Below are 14,513 nucleotides of genomic sequence, written 5' to 3'. Positions count from 1 at the left end.
GCCTAACGCCAGCGCACCTCGGCGAGCGGCGTGATCGGGAGCGGCCAATCCGTCCACATCCCTTCCAGCCCAGCCGCCGTCACGGTGATCTTCGGCAGGATGAAGAGGAAGCCGTTGACTGCATCGCGCGCCAGGATGCGCTGCGCTTCCTTGTACATCTCATTGCGCTGGCCATCGTCGAGGGTAGCGTCGATCTTCGCCATCAGCGCCTTGAACTCGGGGTTCTTGTACTGGAAATAGTAGTCGTCGCGGGCATAGATATTGATGTCGAGCGGTTCGGTATGGGCGATCACGCTCAGGTCGAAATCCTTGCCGCGGAAGACGCGCTCCAGCCATTGCGGGAATTCGAGCGGCTCGATCGAGGCGTTGATGCCGATCTGCGCCAGCAACGCCGCAATGATCTCGCCCGAACGCCGGGCATAGCTCGGTGGCGGCAGTTTCAGCGTGCAGGTGAAGCCGTTCGGGAAGCCGGCTGCGGCGAGCAGCGCCTTGGCCTTGGGGATATCGACCGGGTAGGTGCCGCTCAGGTCGATGTAAGCCGGGTGCAGCGGCGAGAAATGACCGCCGATCAGATCGACATCGAACCCGTAGACCCCGAGCGCGATCGTCTTGCGGTCGAGCACATGGGCAATCGCCTGACGCACACGCAGATCGTTGAACGGCGCCTTGGCATTGTTGATGGCGAGAATGACCTCGCCCTCCGTCTTGCCGAAGCTGACCTTGAGCTTGGGGTCGACCTTGAGTTGCGGCACGGCTTCAGGCGCCGAGAGATTGGTCTGCGCGTGGACATCCCCGGCCCGCAGGGCTGCAACCTGCGCCTGCGGATCGGCAATGAAGCGGAAGGTCGCCTTGGCGAGCGTCGGCTTCTCCCCCCAATAGCCGTCGAAGCGTTCGAGTTCGAGCCTGTCGCCGCGGTTCCAGCGACCAAACGTGAACGGGCCGGTGCCAACCGGGTTGGTCTTGTTGTTGGCGGCGCTCGCTGGCGCGACGATCACCGCATCGCCCCATGCGAGCCCGTAGAGGAAGTTCGCCGTCGGCTGTTTCAGCTTGATGACCACGGTCCCCGGATCAGGCGTCGTGATCTCGGCGATCGGTGCGAAGAGCTGGCGCTGGGCGTTGGTCGATTCCGGCGCCACGGCCCGCTCGAACGAGAACCTGACCTGTTCGGATGTGAACGGCGTACCGTCATGGAACGTCGCGCTCCTCCGCAGCTTGAAGCTGTAGGTGACATTGTCGGGCGCGATCTCCCAGCTTTCGGCGAGGCAGGGCATGATCCTGCCGGTCCGGTCCATCTTGACCAGCCCTTCGAAGATGTTCTGCAAGGTGACTTCGCGGATCGCCTGCGCCGCGCCCGAGGTCGGGTCGAGCGTCGGCGGTTCCAGCGTCATCGCGATGATGACGCTGTCCCTGGCCTGCGCCAGAGCGACGAGGGGCAACTGGGCCGCAAGCGCAGCTGCGCCTGCTCCGGCAAGAAGGTCACGCCGCGTCGTCATCAGCCACTCCCATGCATGTCGCGGGCAAGATGGCGCGGGAGATGGTCCGGGCGCAAGACGGCTCTTCCGTTTCGTCCACGCGGCAGACCGGTCCCGTCAGACGAAGTAATCCGGATGCTCTGCCTGAAGATGCACGAGATCGGGTAGAAGCGTGCCGAGATGGGTGCGCATCGCCGCAGCCGCCTCGGTGGCGCGGCCCTTGCGTATGGCATCGACGATCGACAGGTGCTCGCGGATCACCATGGCCATGCGCCCGGGCACCGGCAGGGTCATGCGTCGGCAGCGATCGATCTGGCTTTTCGCCGCCTGTGCGATTTTCCAGATGCCGGGATATCCCGCGGCATCGGCCAGCGTCTCGTGAAAGGCCTCGTCCGCGAGATGGAAATTCTCCTGATCGTCGATGTCGAAGGCTTCGTGCTGGCGCGCGATGGTTGCATCGAGCCGGGCAATGGTCTCGGGCGTCGCGATTCGGGCGAGCAATTCCACGGTCGCACATTCCAGCGCCTGCCGGATGAACACCGCTTCGGGAATCGCCCCGGTCGGGATGCGCGCAACGAAAGTCCCCGCCTGTGGGAAAATCTCGACCAGCCCCTCCTCCTTGAGACGGATCAGCGCCTCGCGGACCGGGGTGCGGCTGACGCCGAAGCGTGCCGTCAGCTCCTTCTCGGAGAGCGGCACGCCGGGCTTCAGCTCCATGGCCAGGATGGCGCGTCGGAGATCGTCCTGAACCAGCGAAGCGGCCGTCGAGCGCCCGACTGGCGCCACGGCCCGCCCCAGCGGACGTCGCTCGCGTCGATTATCCACCGCATGGCCGCGGCCGCCTGCGAGCTCGCTCATCGTCCCGTCCCAGCCACGTACGTCTCCCGATCGCTCCGGCCCGAGCCTGAGAGCGTCATCGACTTTAGGCGGTACCACAATCACCTTTGACATACTAGTATATTAGTATATTGACCCAATGCGCTTCTCGCCCTTACAGTCGCGGGCCTATCGGGACAGATTGCTGATGTTGTTGCACGATGATCGCCTCTTTCCTGCCGATCCGGTGACGCGAGGCATCGCGCGCCGGCTCTATGCCGGGATTCGCGATCTCCCGATCATCTCGCCGCATGGCCATACCGACCCGCGCTGGTTCGCCGAGGACAATCCGTTCCCGGATCCGGCGACGCTGCTGGTCAAGCCCGACCACTACATCTTCCGGATGCTCTACTCGCAGGGCGTCAGGCTCGATCAGCTCGGCATCGCCCGCAAGGATGGTGGCCCGGTCGAGGCCGACCCGCGCGCGATCTGGCGGCTCTTTGCCAGCCATTGGCGGCTGTTCCGCGGCACGCCGACCCGGCTCTGGTTCGAGCATGCCTTGTCCGACGTCTTCGGCATCAACGAGCGCCTGAGCCCGGAGAATGCCGACCGGATCTACGACCGCATCGCCGACAAGCTGGAGCAGCCGGAGTTCCGTCCCCGGGCCCTGTTCGAGCGCTTCAAGATCGAGGCGATCGCGACCACCGAGGGCGCGCTCGACGACTTGAAATGGCACGACATGATCCGGGAGTCGGGCTGGGGCGGCAACGTCATCACGGCCTATCGACCGGACAGCGTCGTCGATCCCGAATTCGAGGGCTTCAAGGACAATCTCGCACAGTTCGGCGAGTTGACCGGCGAAGATGTCACGAGCTGGACCGGCTACCTCGCCGCCCACCGCGCCCGCCGGGCCTATTTCAAGCAGCGTGGCGCGACCTCCTCGGACCATGGCCACGCCACCGCGCGCACCGCAAATCTCTCGCAGGCCGAGTGCGAGAAGCTCTTCGCCAAGATCCTGAAGGGCAAGTTCTCGGCCGAGGATGCCGACCTGTTCCGCGGTCAGATGCTCACCGAGATGGCGAAGATGAGCCTTGATGACGGCTTCGTCCTGCAGATCCACCCCGGCTCCGTCCGCAACCATAACCCGACGCTGTTCGAAACCTTCGGCCGCGACATGGGCTGCGATATCCCGCGCGGCATGGATTACGTCTCGGCACTGAAGCCGCTGCTCGATGCGGTGGGCAACGAACCCAACCTGACCGTCATCGCCTTCACCCTCGACGAGACCGTCTATTCCCGCGAACTTGCGCCGCTCGCTGGACATTATCCGGCATTGAAACTCGGACCCGGCTGGTGGTTCCTCGATGCTCCGGAAGCCATGCTGCGCTTCCGCGAACTCACGACGGAGACCGCCGGCTTCTACAACACCGTCGGCTTCAATGACGACACGCGCGCTTATCTTTCGATCCCTGCCCGCCACGACGTCGCTCGCCGCTGCGACTGTGCCTATCTCGCCAAGCTCGTCGCCGAACATCGCCTCGGCGAGGACGAGGCAGCGGAGGTCGCCTATGACCTCGCTTACCGCCTGGCCAAGGAGGCCTACCGCCTGTGACCAGCGCAGCGAGCTCGATCGACGAACGCCAGGCCGCGCATCCGCGCGATGTGAAGCGCTATGACACCGAGGCGCTGCGCCAGGATTTCCTGGTCGAGCGCATCTTCGTGCCGGGTGAGCTGACGCGGACCTACAGCCATTACGACCGCATGATCGTCGGCGGCGCGACCCCGGTGAGCAAGTCGCTGGCGCTTGATGCCTTCGCGCCGACCGGCACGCCCTTCTTCCTGGCGCGCCGCGAACTCGGGGTGATCAATATCGGCGGCGCGGGCACGGTCACTGTCGATGGCAAGCCGTTCGAGCTGCCGAACCTCGACGCGCTCTATGTCGGACTGGGCGCGAAGGAGGTCAGCTTTTCCAGCGCCGATCCGGCGAACCCGGCCAAGTTCTATCTGACCAGCGCTCCTGCCCATCGCGAGGCGCCGCATCAGCTCATCCGCCAGGCGGATGCCAACACGCTGCATCTGGGCTCGGCCGAGACCTCGAACAAGCGCACCATCCGGCAGTACATCATGCCGAACACGACGGGCACCAACCAGCTCGTCATGGGCATGACGGCGCTCGAGCCCGGCTCGGTCTGGAATTCCATGCCCTGCCACACGCATACGCGGCGGATGGAGGCCTATCTCTACTTCAACCTCGACCCGGCCCATCGCGTCTTCCATTTCATGGGCGAGCCGACCGAAACCCGCCATCTGCTCGTCGCCAATGAGCAAGCCGTGATCTCGCCGAACTGGTCGATCCATTGCGGCTGCGGCACCTCGAACTACGCCTTCGTCTGGGCCATGGCCGGCGACAATGTCGAGTTCACCGACATGGACGCCGCGCCCGTCGAGATGCTGCGCTGATGACTGCGCGTGCGCCTTTCGATCTCGTCGGGCGCACGGCGCTCGTCACCGGCGCCAATACCGGCATCGGCCAGGGCATTGCGCTGGCGCTGGCCGAGGCCGGAGCCACGGTCGTCGCCGCCGGCCGTTCGTCCATGGCCGAGACGGTGGCAATGATCACCAATGCCGGCGGACGCTGCCTGCCGCTCGCCGTCGATCTGCAGAAATCCGGGATCGCAGCCGAAATTGTCGCCCGAGCCAACGAAGCCGCCGGCCCGCTCGATATCCTCGTCAACAATGCCGGCATCATCCGCCGCGCCGATGCTCTCGATTTCAGCGAGAGCGACTGGGACGAGGTCATGAACGTGAACCTCAAGGCGAGTTTCTTCCTGTCCCAGTCCTTCGTGAAGGCAGCGCTCGCTGGCGGCCGCACCGGACGCATCGTCAACATCGCCTCGCTGCTCTCCTTCCAGGGCGGCATCCGCGTCGCCTCCTATACCGCGAGCAAGAGCGGACTTGCCGGCCTGACCCGACTGCTGGCCTGCGAATGGGCGGGCAAGGGCATCAATGTGAACGCGATCGCCCCCGGCTATGTCGAGAGCAACAACACGCAGGCCCTGCGCGAGGATGCCGACCGCAACGCCGCCATCCTTTCCCGCATCCCCGCCGGCCGCTGGGGCAAGCCCTCGGATATCGGCGGGGCCGCCGTCTTCCTCGCGAGCGACGCGGCGGCTTACGTCCATGGTGCGATCATCCCTGTCGACGGAGGCTGGCTGGCACGATGAGCGAGCGTCTCAACTCCTTCTTCCAGCATGAGCGCGACGTCGCCTGGGAGGCGACCGAACCCGGCGTGAAGCGCAAGATCATGGCCTATGGGCCGGACTTGATGATCGTCCGCGTCGTCTTCGAGGCCGGCGCCATTGGCAAGGCGCACCAGCACCCGCATCGCCAGGCGTCCTATGTCGAGAGCGGCGTCTTCGACGTCACCATTGACGGCAGGACCAGCAGGCTGGCGGCCGGCGACAGCTTTTTCGTGCCCGAAAACCTCGTCCATGGCGTCGTCGCCATCGAGGCCGGGCAGTTGATCGATTCCTTCACGCCGATGCGGAAGGAATTTCTCTAAAGGCCGAAGCCGGCATGGGGCGGCGCGGCTCCCGAACACGGGGCAAGAACGACCGGGAAAATCCGGCGGATCTATTCAAACGGGAGGAACTTGAACATGCTTACCAGACGGACAGTCTCCGCGCTCGTCGGCGCGGCTTTCATCGCGGCCACCGCCGGCGCGGTTCAGGCGCAGAACGTCACCCTGCGCTCCACCGACATCCACCCTGACGGCTATCCGACCATCGAAGCGGTCAAGTACATGGGCCAGCTGCTGGATCAGCGGACCAATGGACGCATCAAGATCAACGTCTTCCACTCCGCCCAGCTCGGCCAGGAGAAGGACACGATCGATCAGACGCGCTTTGGCGTCATCGACATGAACCGCATCAACATGGCGCCGTTCAACAATCTGATCCCGGCGACCAACATACCCTCGCTGCCCTTCATCTTCCGCTCGGTCGATCACATGCGGAAAGTCATGGACGGCCCGATCGGCGACAATCTGCTCAAGGATTTCGAGAAGCACGACCTGATCGGCCTCGCCTTCTACGATTCCGGCTCGCGCTCCTTCTATAACGGCAAGCGCCCGATCAGCTCGCCAGCCGACATGAAGGGCATGAAGATTCGCGTCCAGCAGTCCGACATGTTCGTGGCGCTGGTCTCCGCGCTCGGGGCCAATGCCACCCCGATGCCGTTCGGTGAAGTCTATTCGGCTCTGCAGACCGGCGTCATCGACGGCGCCGAGAACAACTGGCCGTCCTATGAGTCGACCCGCCATTTCGAGGTCTCGAAGTTCTATTCAATGACCGAGCACTCGCTCTCGCCAGAGGTGCTGGTGATGTCGAAGCGCAGCTTCGACAAATTCAACGCGGCGGACCAGGCGCTGATCAAGGCCGCGGCCAAGGAATCCGTCGCCAAGATGCGGGCGCTCTGGGATGCGCGTGAAAAGGAGTCGGAAGCCAAGGTCAAGGCTGGCGGCGCCCAGATCAACGCCGTCGAGAAGCAGCCCTTCATCGACGCAATGAAGCCGGTCTACGACAAGTTCGTCACCGATCCGAAGCTCAAGGAGACGGTGGCTGCCATCCAGGCGGTGAAGTGAAGGCTTGGCGCGGCCTTTCGGGCTGCGCCCAGTCACTTGCGTCTCCCTTTCGGCCTTCCCCGGGTGGAGCGGTTCTGACGATCCGACTTCGCAGGCGGTCTTGACCGCCTGCGAATTGGAACAGACCGGCACCACTCGGGAAAAATGGCGCCTTACGCGGCGCCGGAGCGTCTTGATGCTTCTCCTTGCACAAATCCTGACCCGGTTGGGCGCCAGGCTCTGCCTCATAGCCCTGTTCATCGCCGGGGCAGGTCTTGTCGCCATGACCGTGATCGTCGCATGGGGCGTCTTCGGCCGCTATGTGCTGAACGACACGCCGATCTGGGTCGAGGCCAGCGCGCTCTTCCTGATGTCCTGGTTCATCCTGCTCGGCGCCGCGGTCGGCGTGCGCGAGAGCGATCATCTCGGCTTCGAGGTCGGACTCGCCCTGTCGCCGCCGCCGCTGCGCAACGGCCTGATGATCCTGACCGAACTTCTGGTCATTGCCTTCGGCCTCGCCATGCTGGTCTATGGCGCACAGCTCGCCATCGGGACCTGGAGCGACCGCCTGCCGATCATCGGCATCTCGCGCGGCTGGGACTATGTCCCTATCGCGGTCGGTGGCGCGCTGATCGCCCTCTTCTCCCTCGAAAAGCTCATGCTTTTTCTCACGAAGGCGAAATCGGCCCCGCTCGGCTTCACGCATTTCGGCAGCGCACAGGAAGTCTGAGCGATGGAACTCTGGATCCTCTTCGGCACCTTCTCGCTCTTTCTCCTGATCGGCGTGCCCGTCGCCTTCTGCCTCGGCATGTCGTCGATCGCCACCGTCGTCTATATGGGCCTGCCGCCCGTCGTCGTCTTCCAGCAGATGAATTCCGGCATGAACGCCTTCGCCATGATGGCGATCCCGTTCTTCATTTATGCCGGCGACCTGATGATCCGCGGCGGCATCGCCGAGCGCCTGATCCAGATGGCCTCGAGTCTTGTCGGCCATCTGCGCGGTGGCCTGGGGCAGGTCAATGTCGTCACCTGCACGCTGTTCGGCGGCATTTCCGGCTCGGCCGTCGCGGACGCGTCCGCTGTTGGCGGCCTGATGATCCCGCAAATGGTCAAGCGCGGCTACGACGCGGACTATGCGGTCAATGTCACCGCCAATGCGGCGATCATCGCGCTGCTGATCCCGCCTTCGCACAACATGATCATCTATTCGCTCTCGGCGGGCGGGAACATCTCGATCGCCGATCTCTTCACCGCCGGCATCATTCCCGGCCTGATGCTTTGCGCCGCACTGATGGTCGCGGCCTGGGCCGTCGCGGTGCGGCGCGGCTATCCGCGCGAAGCCTTTCCGGGATTTGCTGCAGTGGGCCGCTACATGGTGTTGGCGCTGCCCGGCATCCTGCTGATCTTCATCATCTTCGGCGGTGTGCGTTCCGGCGTCTTCACCGCGACGGAATCCTCCTGCGTGGCGGTGGTCTACGCCGTCCTCGTCACCATCTTCGTCTATCGCCAGCTCACCTGGACCGCGTTCGTCGAAGCGACCCTCGGCGCGGTCCGCACCACGGCCATGGTGCTGCTGGTGATCGGGACGGCTGGCGCCTTCGGCTGGCTGATGGCCTTCCTGCAGGTGCCGCAGGCAATGATCGGCGCGATGAAGGCGGTCTCGGACAACCCGGTCGTCATCCTGCTGATGATCAACCTCATCCTGCTCGTGCTCGGCACGTTCATGGACATGGCGCCGATGATCATCATCTGCACGCCGATCTTCCTGCCGGTTGTGAAGGCCTTTGGCGTCGACCCCGTGCATTTCGGCGTGATCCTGATCCTGAATGCCGGCATCGGCCTGAACACGCCGCCGGTCGGCTCAGTTCAGTTCGTCGCCTGCGCCATCGGGCGCGTCTCGATCGGGGAATCGATGCGGACGATCTGGCCCTTCTACGGTGCCAGCGTTGCCGTGCTCCTGCTGGTGACCTATGTCCCTGCCATCTCCCTCTGGCTGCCAAGAGTGTTCCATTGACCAGACTGTCACCGCAAAACCTTGGCAGCCTGCCCAAGACCATCCGCCGCCCTTCCTATGAGCGCGCGGGGCTGAAGCCCGGCATCGTGCATCTCGGGCTCGGGGCCTTCGCCCGTGCCCATCTCTGCGAATATACGGATGATGCACTCGAGCACGCCTTCGGCGCCTGGGGCATCATCGGCGCCAGCTTGCAGCGCCCCGACCAGCGCGACAGGCTGAAGCCGCAAGCCTGCCTCTACAGCTTCCTGAAGCGGGCGCCCGAAGGCCCGCAGATGCGCATCATCGGCTCGGTGCTCGATGTGCTTGTCGCGCCTGAGAATCCCGCCGCTCTCGTCGCACGCCTCGCCGCCGTCGAAACGCGCATCGTCTCGCTGACCGTGACCGAGAAGGGCTATTGCCATGACCCGGCCACCGGCCGCCTGCGGCAGGATCATCCCGACATCCTTCACGATCTGGAACATCCCGGCTCCCCGCGCTCGGCCATTGGCCTGATCGTCGCGGCCCTGAAGCTGCGAAAGGCCGAAGGGCTCGCTCCCTTTACCGCGCTGAGCTGCGACAACCTTCCGCATAACGGCAAGGTCCTGCGCGGCCTGGTGCGCGATTTCGCGGCCCTGCAGGACGACACGCTCGCCGCCTGGATCGAAGCGAACGGCGCCTTCCCGGCGACGATGGTCGACCGCATCGTGCCCGCAACCACCGACGCCGATATCGCGGAAGCCGCCGGCCTGCTCGGTGTCGAGGACGCCGCACCGGTGATCGGAGAACCCTTCCGGCAATGGGCGGTCGAGGATCGTTTTGCCAGTGGCAGGCCCGCCTGGGCCGAAGTCGGCGCCCAGATGGTCTCCGAGGTCGCGCCCTTCGAGTTCATGAAGCTGCGCATGCTCAACGGCGCTCATTCCAGCCTCGCCTATCTCGGCTATCTCTCCGGCCATGAGACCGTGGCCGAGGCGAGCGGCGATCCCGTGCTTGCCCGCTTCCTGCAGGGGCTCTGGGCCGAGATCATCCCGACCGTGCCTGCACCGCAGGGCGTCGATCTTTCCGACTATGCCGGCGCCCTGCTCACCCGCTTCCGCAATCCGGCCATCCGCCACCGCACCTGGCAGATCGCCATGGACGGCTCGCAGAAGCTGCCGCAGCGCCTGCTCGGCACGATCCGCGAACGGCTCAAGGTCGGTGCGCCGATCGATCACCTCGCGCTCGGCGTCGCGGCCTGGATGCGTTACGTCACCGGCACGGACGAGACGGGCGCCGTCATCGATGTCCGCGACCCCCTGGCGGGCGAGTTCGGCCGCATCGCGACGCAGGCCGGCCGGAATGCGCAGGCGCTGAGCAGCGGGCTTTTCGGCATCGAAACGATCTTCGGCACCGACCTGCCGCGCGAGACGGCCTTCACCCAGGCCGTCGCCCGGCAGCTTGAAAGCCTGTTCTCGAAAGGCGCAAAGGCAACGGCGGCGGCGATGGCGGCCTGAGGCCGAAGCCTGGGAAACCGCAGCACATGTGGAACCCTCTCCTGAAAGGACAGGGTTCCACGCACTAATACTGAAACCACTTGATCAGGCTCGTCCCCTGTCGCCAGATGCGGCCATGAAGCGGCTTGCCCTTATTGCCTCCACATTCTGCCTTAGCCTGCTGATCGCCGGCACAGCCGCGGCGCAATCCCCCGTGACCATCCCGAATTTCTGGGACGGCAAGATCAGGCTCGACCGACCAGAACCCGGACCGCCGCGCGTGGTTCGCTTCCTGACCGACGACGACTATCCGCCGCTGCATTTCGCTGCGCCGGATGGTACGCTGACCGGCTTTTCGGTCGAGCTCGCCCGTGCCGTCTGCGAGAAGATGATGTGGACCTGCACGGTTCAGGCCCGCCGCTTCGACACGCTGCTCGACTCCCTCGCCGAGGGGCGCGGCGACGTCCTGGCGGCAGCAATGGCGGTGACCCCGCAGATCCGCGCCCGCTTCAGTGCGAGCCATCTCTATTTCCGCTCCCCTGCCCGCTTCGTCACCACCCGCGGCAGTGCCCAGTCGGACCTCGACAGCCGCGAGTTGCAGGGCAAGCGCGTCGCTGTCATCAGCGGCTCGACACACCAGGCTTTCCTCGAAAGGCTCATGCCTTTCGCCCAGCGCCGCGAAGCCCCCAGTCTGCCGGCAGCGATTGCCGCATTGCGCAGCGGCGAGGCTGAATATGTCTTCGGGGACGGCGTCGCGCTGGCGCTTACGCTCGCCGGCCGCAGCGGCGGCGAACTCGCCTTTAGCGGCGGCCCCTTCCTGGAAAGCCGCTATTTTGGCGAGGGTGTCAGCTTCCTGATGCGCAAGGATGACCCTACGCTGATACGCGCAATCGACTATGCGCTCCAATCGCTCTGGGACGACGGCACTTATGCACGGCTCTACCTGCGGTTCTTTCCGGTGAGCCCGTTCTGAAGACAACCTACCCCAGGCTCCCCGCAAACCGCTCCGCCAGCCGCTCCTTCCGGAACGCCTCGGTCACGAAGTCGACGAAGGCCCGCGTCTTCGCCGGCAGCAAGGTCCGGCTGGTGTAGTAGAGCGAGATCGCACCCGCATCGGCATACCAGTGAGGCACGAGACGCTGGAGCGCGCCGCTCTCCAGATGCACCAGTACGTCGGGCACCGCGACAAGCGTCGCGCCAAGACCGAACAGCGCCGCCTTGCACATCGCGGCGGGGTCGTTCAGCACGATGGTCTCAGGAAGGGACGCAGACATCTCCTCTCCGGCCGCATTGCGCATCGTCCAGTGCCGCACGCGGCCCGTCCGCGTCGAGCGCATCACGATGCCGTCCAGGGCGGCGAGCCCGGCGGGAACGGAGGGCTTCACCTTGCCCTCCAGATAGCCAGGCGATGCGACGGCGATGATATGGGCAGGCGCCAGCGCCCGTGCCACCACGCCCGGCGACAGCTCGAAGCCGCCGCCGATCGCAGCGTCGAGCCCCTCACCGACCAGATCGACCTGCCGGTTCTCGAACTGCCAATCGGCCCGGATCCGGGGATAGCGCGCCAGGAAACCGGGCAGAAGCGGCAGGATGTGGTCCGCCCCGAAAGTCGGGCTCATGCTGACCCGCAGCACGCCGGCAGGTTCGCCGCCGTCCGTCGCGATGCCGGCAATCGCCGCCTGGAGCCCTTCGAGATTGTCCGCGATGGCGAACCGAAAGCGCTCGCCAGCCTCTGTCAGCGTGAGCTTGCGCGTGCTGCGCTGGAACAGCCGCACGCCGAGATTGCGCTCCAGCATGGCGACATTCCGGCTGACACCGGCAGGCGTCAAGCCAAGCCGCCGTGCAGCTTCCGAAAAGCTCCCGGCCTCTGCGCTGCGTAGGAAGGATTCGAGATTGGCCAGCGTCTCCACAGATCATCCTTCCATTAATCATTGAAAATGATACCAGTGATTACCGACTAATCACAGCGGAGTGAATAACCCATCTTCGTCCTCGTCAGCACCGCAGCGGCGCTGAACAGATTTCGGAGAGACGGGTCATGAATCAGTTCGAACTGGTCCTGCCGACGCGTCGGCACATGCTTCTCGGTGCCGCCGCCTCCATTCCGACGGCGACAGCGGTACTCATGCCGGCCCAGGGCCAGAGCGCTCAGAACAGCCTCCTCGAGGCAAACAAGGCGGTGGTGCGCCGGCTGATCGAGGGCGTGCAGCGCGACGGCGATTTCGTCCTGTTCGAGCAACTTTTCGCGGCCGATTATGTCGACCGCACGCCTTTCGGCGGGTTTGAGCCGAGCCGTAACGGCACCCGCGCGATCTACCAGAGCTTCCGCGCCGCCTTCCCGGACTGGCGCGCCGTCATCCATCGGCAGGTCGCCGAAGGTGATCTGGTGACCACCCACAAGACCTATTACGGCACGCATCGTGGCCCCTTCATGGGCATCGCGCCGACCGGCCGTGAGACGACCTTCGAGGTCATCGACATCATGCGCATCCGCGACGGCCAGATCACCGATCACTGGGGCATCGGCGATAGCGCCGGCCTGCTGCGCCAGATTGGTCCGCAGAACTGAACCAACCTCGCTTCCCGATATCGCCCCCTCACGGGCGAGGCAGCTTCGGTGGGCTGCCGCAGCCGATCTCCCCCGCCGACATCCCAACAAGGAATCAGACCATGTCCAATAACCACGCTCCCCTGACCGGCAAGGTTGCCCTCGTCACCGGCGGCTCTCGTTCGATTGGCGCCGCCATCGCCAGGCGCCTGGCCGCCGACGGCGCAGCGGTCGCCCTCACCTACAGCGCATCACCGGCCAGGGCCGAAGAGGTGGTCAGCGAGATCGCCGCCAAAGGCGGCCGGGCGCTCGCCATCGCCGCAGACGCCGGCGATCCGCAGGCCGTGCGTGCAGCCGTGGCCAGGACGGTTGAAGCCTTTGGCGGCATCGATATCCTGGTCAACAATGCCGGCATCGCGCTCGGTGGTGGGCCGGTCGATCAGATCAGCGCGGAGGATTACCGGCGCATGATCGCGGTCAATGTCACTGGTGTCTTCGTCGCAACCCAGGAAGCTGTGAAGCACATGAAGAGCGGCGGCCGCATCGTCCATATCGGCTCGTCCATGGTGCGCTATGCCGCCTTCCCCGGCGCTTCGCTCTACACGCTGACCAAGGGCGCCGTTACCGGCTTCAACCGGAGCCTGGTGCGCGATCTCGGTCCGCGCGGCATCACGGTCAACACCGTCCATCCCGGCCCCACCGACACCGACATGAATCCTGATGGCGGGCCGGTCTCGCAGATCGTTGGCCCCGGCATGGCCGTCGGCCGCTATGGCAAACCTGAAGAGATCGCCAGCGCCGTTGCCTATCTCGCAAGCCCCGAGGCGGCCTTCGTCACCGGCGCAGACCTGATGGCCGATGGCGGCTTCACTGCCTGAAGAACAGCTCGAACCGGAAGGATAAGACAATGACCATCGGCATCATCGGCGCCGGTAATATCGGCATCGCTTTCGCGCAGGCTCTGACCAAGGCCGGCATCGCGGCGACCATCGCCAACAGCCGCGGCCCCGACTCCCTGCAGGAGCTGGTCGGGAAGCTCGGCCCCACGATCGAGGCCGGCACACGCGAGGCGGCGGCGAGCGCCGACATCGTGCTGGTTGCGGTCAACTGGTCGAAGCTGCCTTCGGCTCTCGCCGGCCTGCCAGCCTGGAACGGTCGCATCGTCATCGACGCCAACAACCCGATCGAGGCGCCGCTGTTCAAGCCGGCCGAGCTCGACGGCCGCACCTCGAGCGAGATCGTCGCCGATCTCGTGCCTGGCGCCCGCCTGGTGAAGGCGTTCAACCACCTCCAGTCGCATCTCGTCTCGGGCAATCCCCGCTCCGAAGGGGGCCGGCGGGTGCTGTTCTATTCGGGCGATGACACCGGCGCGAAAGCCGAGGTCGCCGGACTGATCGAACGCCTTGGCTTCTTCGGGCTGGATCTTGGGCCGCTCGCGATCGGCGCCCGGCTCGTCCAGTTCCCCGGCGGCCCGCTGCCGACCCACAATCTCGTCAAGTTCGGTTGAACGAAAGAGGAACAAGGGGGGGGGGCGGCCCCCGGCGCCCCCCCCCGCCCCTCCTCCGCCCCGGCCCGTCTCTGCGCGAGTCCCCGC

15 protein-coding genes are annotated in these 14,513 nt (G+C 65.3%); 12 read left to right on the top strand and 3 right to left on the bottom strand.

Features of this window, described 5'->3' with window-relative positions:
- Positions 1 to 2: 2 nt before the first annotated feature.
- A complete protein-coding gene (locus tag FG93_RS11145; protein ID WP_244448577.1) occupies positions 3 to 1,388 on the bottom strand; it encodes an ABC transporter substrate-binding protein in 1,386 nt (461 codons plus the stop codon).
- Positions 1,389 to 1,589: 201 nt separating this feature from the next.
- Positions 1,590 to 2,330 (bottom strand): GntR family transcriptional regulator, encoded by a 741-nt coding sequence (locus FG93_RS11140; protein WP_081881457.1) that lies wholly within the window; start codon positions 2,328 to 2,330, stop codon positions 1,590 to 1,592.
- Between the two features lie 166 nt (positions 2,331 to 2,496).
- On the opposite strand from FG93_RS11140, the gene uxaC reads away from it, so the two are divergent.
- The 9 genes from uxaC (at position 2,497) to FG93_RS11095 (ending at position 11,344) form a co-directional block, all read left to right on the top strand.
- On the top strand, positions 2,497 to 3,900 hold the full coding sequence (gene uxaC / locus FG93_RS11135) for a glucuronate isomerase (protein ID WP_152579392.1): 1,404 nt from the start codon (positions 2,497 to 2,499) through the stop codon (positions 3,898 to 3,900).
- A complete protein-coding gene (gene kduI / locus FG93_RS11130; protein WP_244448572.1) occupies positions 3,897 to 4,748 on the top strand; it encodes a 5-dehydro-4-deoxy-D-glucuronate isomerase in 852 nt (283 codons plus the stop codon). The genes uxaC and kduI overlap by 4 nt, the downstream gene beginning before the upstream one ends.
- Positions 4,748 to 5,512, top strand: coding sequence for a 2-dehydro-3-deoxy-D-gluconate 5-dehydrogenase KduD (kduD, locus tag FG93_RS11125; RefSeq protein ID WP_043234470.1), 765 nt, complete (start codon positions 4,748 to 4,750; stop codon positions 5,510 to 5,512). Before kduI ends, kduD begins: the two co-directional genes overlap by 1 nt.
- A complete protein-coding gene (locus tag FG93_RS11120) occupies positions 5,509 to 5,850 on the top strand; it encodes a cupin domain-containing protein (protein ID WP_043234468.1) in 342 nt (113 codons plus the stop codon). Before kduD ends, FG93_RS11120 begins: the two co-directional genes overlap by 4 nt.
- Positions 5,851 to 5,946: 96 nt before the next feature.
- A complete protein-coding gene (locus tag FG93_RS11115) occupies positions 5,947 to 6,930 on the top strand; it encodes a TRAP transporter substrate-binding protein (RefSeq protein WP_043234466.1) in 984 nt (327 codons plus the stop codon).
- A gap of 175 nt (positions 6,931 to 7,105) precedes the next feature.
- Positions 7,106 to 7,639, top strand: coding sequence for a TRAP transporter small permease (locus FG93_RS11110; protein WP_052513628.1), 534 nt, complete (start codon positions 7,106 to 7,108; stop codon positions 7,637 to 7,639).
- 3 nt (positions 7,640 to 7,642) lie between these two features.
- Positions 7,643 to 8,923, top strand: a complete 1,281-nt coding sequence (locus tag FG93_RS11105) for a TRAP transporter large permease (protein ID WP_043234465.1) — start codon at positions 7,643 to 7,645, stop codon at positions 8,921 to 8,923.
- Positions 8,920 to 10,392: a mannitol dehydrogenase family protein gene (locus FG93_RS11100; protein WP_043234463.1), complete on the top strand. Its 1,473-nt coding sequence runs from the start codon at positions 8,920 to 8,922 to the stop codon at positions 10,390 to 10,392. The genes FG93_RS11105 and FG93_RS11100 overlap by 4 nt, the downstream gene beginning before the upstream one ends.
- A 115-nt stretch (positions 10,393 to 10,507) precedes the next feature.
- A complete protein-coding gene (locus tag FG93_RS11095; RefSeq protein ID WP_052513627.1) occupies positions 10,508 to 11,344 on the top strand; it encodes a transporter substrate-binding domain-containing protein in 837 nt (278 codons plus the stop codon).
- A 7-nt stretch (positions 11,345 to 11,351) separates the two neighbouring features.
- On the opposite strand, the gene FG93_RS11090 is transcribed toward FG93_RS11095, so the two are convergent.
- Positions 11,352 to 12,281: a LysR family transcriptional regulator gene (locus FG93_RS11090; RefSeq protein ID WP_043234462.1), complete on the bottom strand. Its 930-nt coding sequence runs from the start codon at positions 12,279 to 12,281 to the stop codon at positions 11,352 to 11,354.
- A gap of 128 nt (positions 12,282 to 12,409) precedes the next feature.
- Between FG93_RS11090 and FG93_RS11085 the strand changes: the two genes are divergently transcribed.
- The 3 genes from FG93_RS11085 (at position 12,410) to FG93_RS11075 (ending at position 14,426) form a co-directional block, all read left to right on the top strand.
- Entirely contained in the window at positions 12,410 to 12,940 is a 531-nt protein-coding gene (locus FG93_RS11085) for an ester cyclase (RefSeq protein WP_348270474.1), read from the top strand.
- 101 nt (positions 12,941 to 13,041) lie between these two features.
- On the top strand, positions 13,042 to 13,797 hold the full coding sequence (locus FG93_RS11080) for a 3-oxoacyl-ACP reductase family protein (protein WP_043234461.1): 756 nt from the start codon (positions 13,042 to 13,044) through the stop codon (positions 13,795 to 13,797).
- Positions 13,794 to 14,426 carry an NADPH-dependent F420 reductase gene (locus tag FG93_RS11075; protein ID WP_280114133.1) on the top strand — a complete coding sequence of 211 codons (633 nt, stop codon included), beginning with the start codon at positions 13,794 to 13,796 and terminating at the stop codon, positions 14,424 to 14,426. The genes FG93_RS11080 and FG93_RS11075 overlap by 4 nt, the downstream gene beginning before the upstream one ends.
- Positions 14,427 to 14,513 lie beyond the last annotated feature (87 nt).

It is taken from the genome of Allobosea sp. LC85, from assembly GCF_000735605.1.
GTDB lineage: Bacteria > Pseudomonadota > Alphaproteobacteria > Rhizobiales > Beijerinckiaceae > Allobosea.
Note: the sequence above shows the minus strand (reverse complement) of the source record. Positions and strands in the feature narration are given on the sequence as shown.

What these genes read in the sequence shown, in the direction of transcription:
- FG93_RS11145 (WP_244448577.1), bottom strand. Translation starts at nt 1,388, where the DNA reads ATGACGCTGGAACCGCCGACGCTCGACCCGACCTCGGGCGCGGCGCAG.
- FG93_RS11140 (WP_081881457.1), bottom strand. Translation starts at nt 2,330, where the DNA reads ATGAGCGAGCTCGCAGGCGGCCGCGGCCATGCGGTGGATAATCGACGC.
- uxaC (WP_152579392.1), top strand. Translation starts at nt 2,497, where the DNA reads ATGTTGTTGCACGATGATCGCCTCTTTCCTGCCGATCCGGTGACGCGA.
- kduD (WP_043234470.1), top strand. Translation starts at nt 4,748, where the DNA reads ATGACTGCGCGTGCGCCTTTCGATCTCGTCGGGCGCACGGCGCTCGTC.
- FG93_RS11120 (WP_043234468.1), top strand. Translation starts at nt 5,509, where the DNA reads ATGAGCGAGCGTCTCAACTCCTTCTTCCAGCATGAGCGCGACGTCGCC.
- FG93_RS11115 (WP_043234466.1), top strand. Translation starts at nt 5,947, where the DNA reads ATGCTTACCAGACGGACAGTCTCCGCGCTCGTCGGCGCGGCTTTCATC.
- FG93_RS11110 (WP_052513628.1), top strand. Translation starts at nt 7,106, where the DNA reads ATGCTTCTCCTTGCACAAATCCTGACCCGGTTGGGCGCCAGGCTCTGC.
- FG93_RS11105 (WP_043234465.1), top strand. Translation starts at nt 7,643, where the DNA reads ATGGAACTCTGGATCCTCTTCGGCACCTTCTCGCTCTTTCTCCTGATC.
- FG93_RS11095 (WP_052513627.1), top strand. Translation starts at nt 10,508, where the DNA reads ATGAAGCGGCTTGCCCTTATTGCCTCCACATTCTGCCTTAGCCTGCTG.
- FG93_RS11085 (WP_348270474.1), top strand. Translation starts at nt 12,410, where the DNA reads ATGAATCAGTTCGAACTGGTCCTGCCGACGCGTCGGCACATGCTTCTC.
- FG93_RS11080 (WP_043234461.1), top strand. Translation starts at nt 13,042, where the DNA reads ATGTCCAATAACCACGCTCCCCTGACCGGCAAGGTTGCCCTCGTCACC.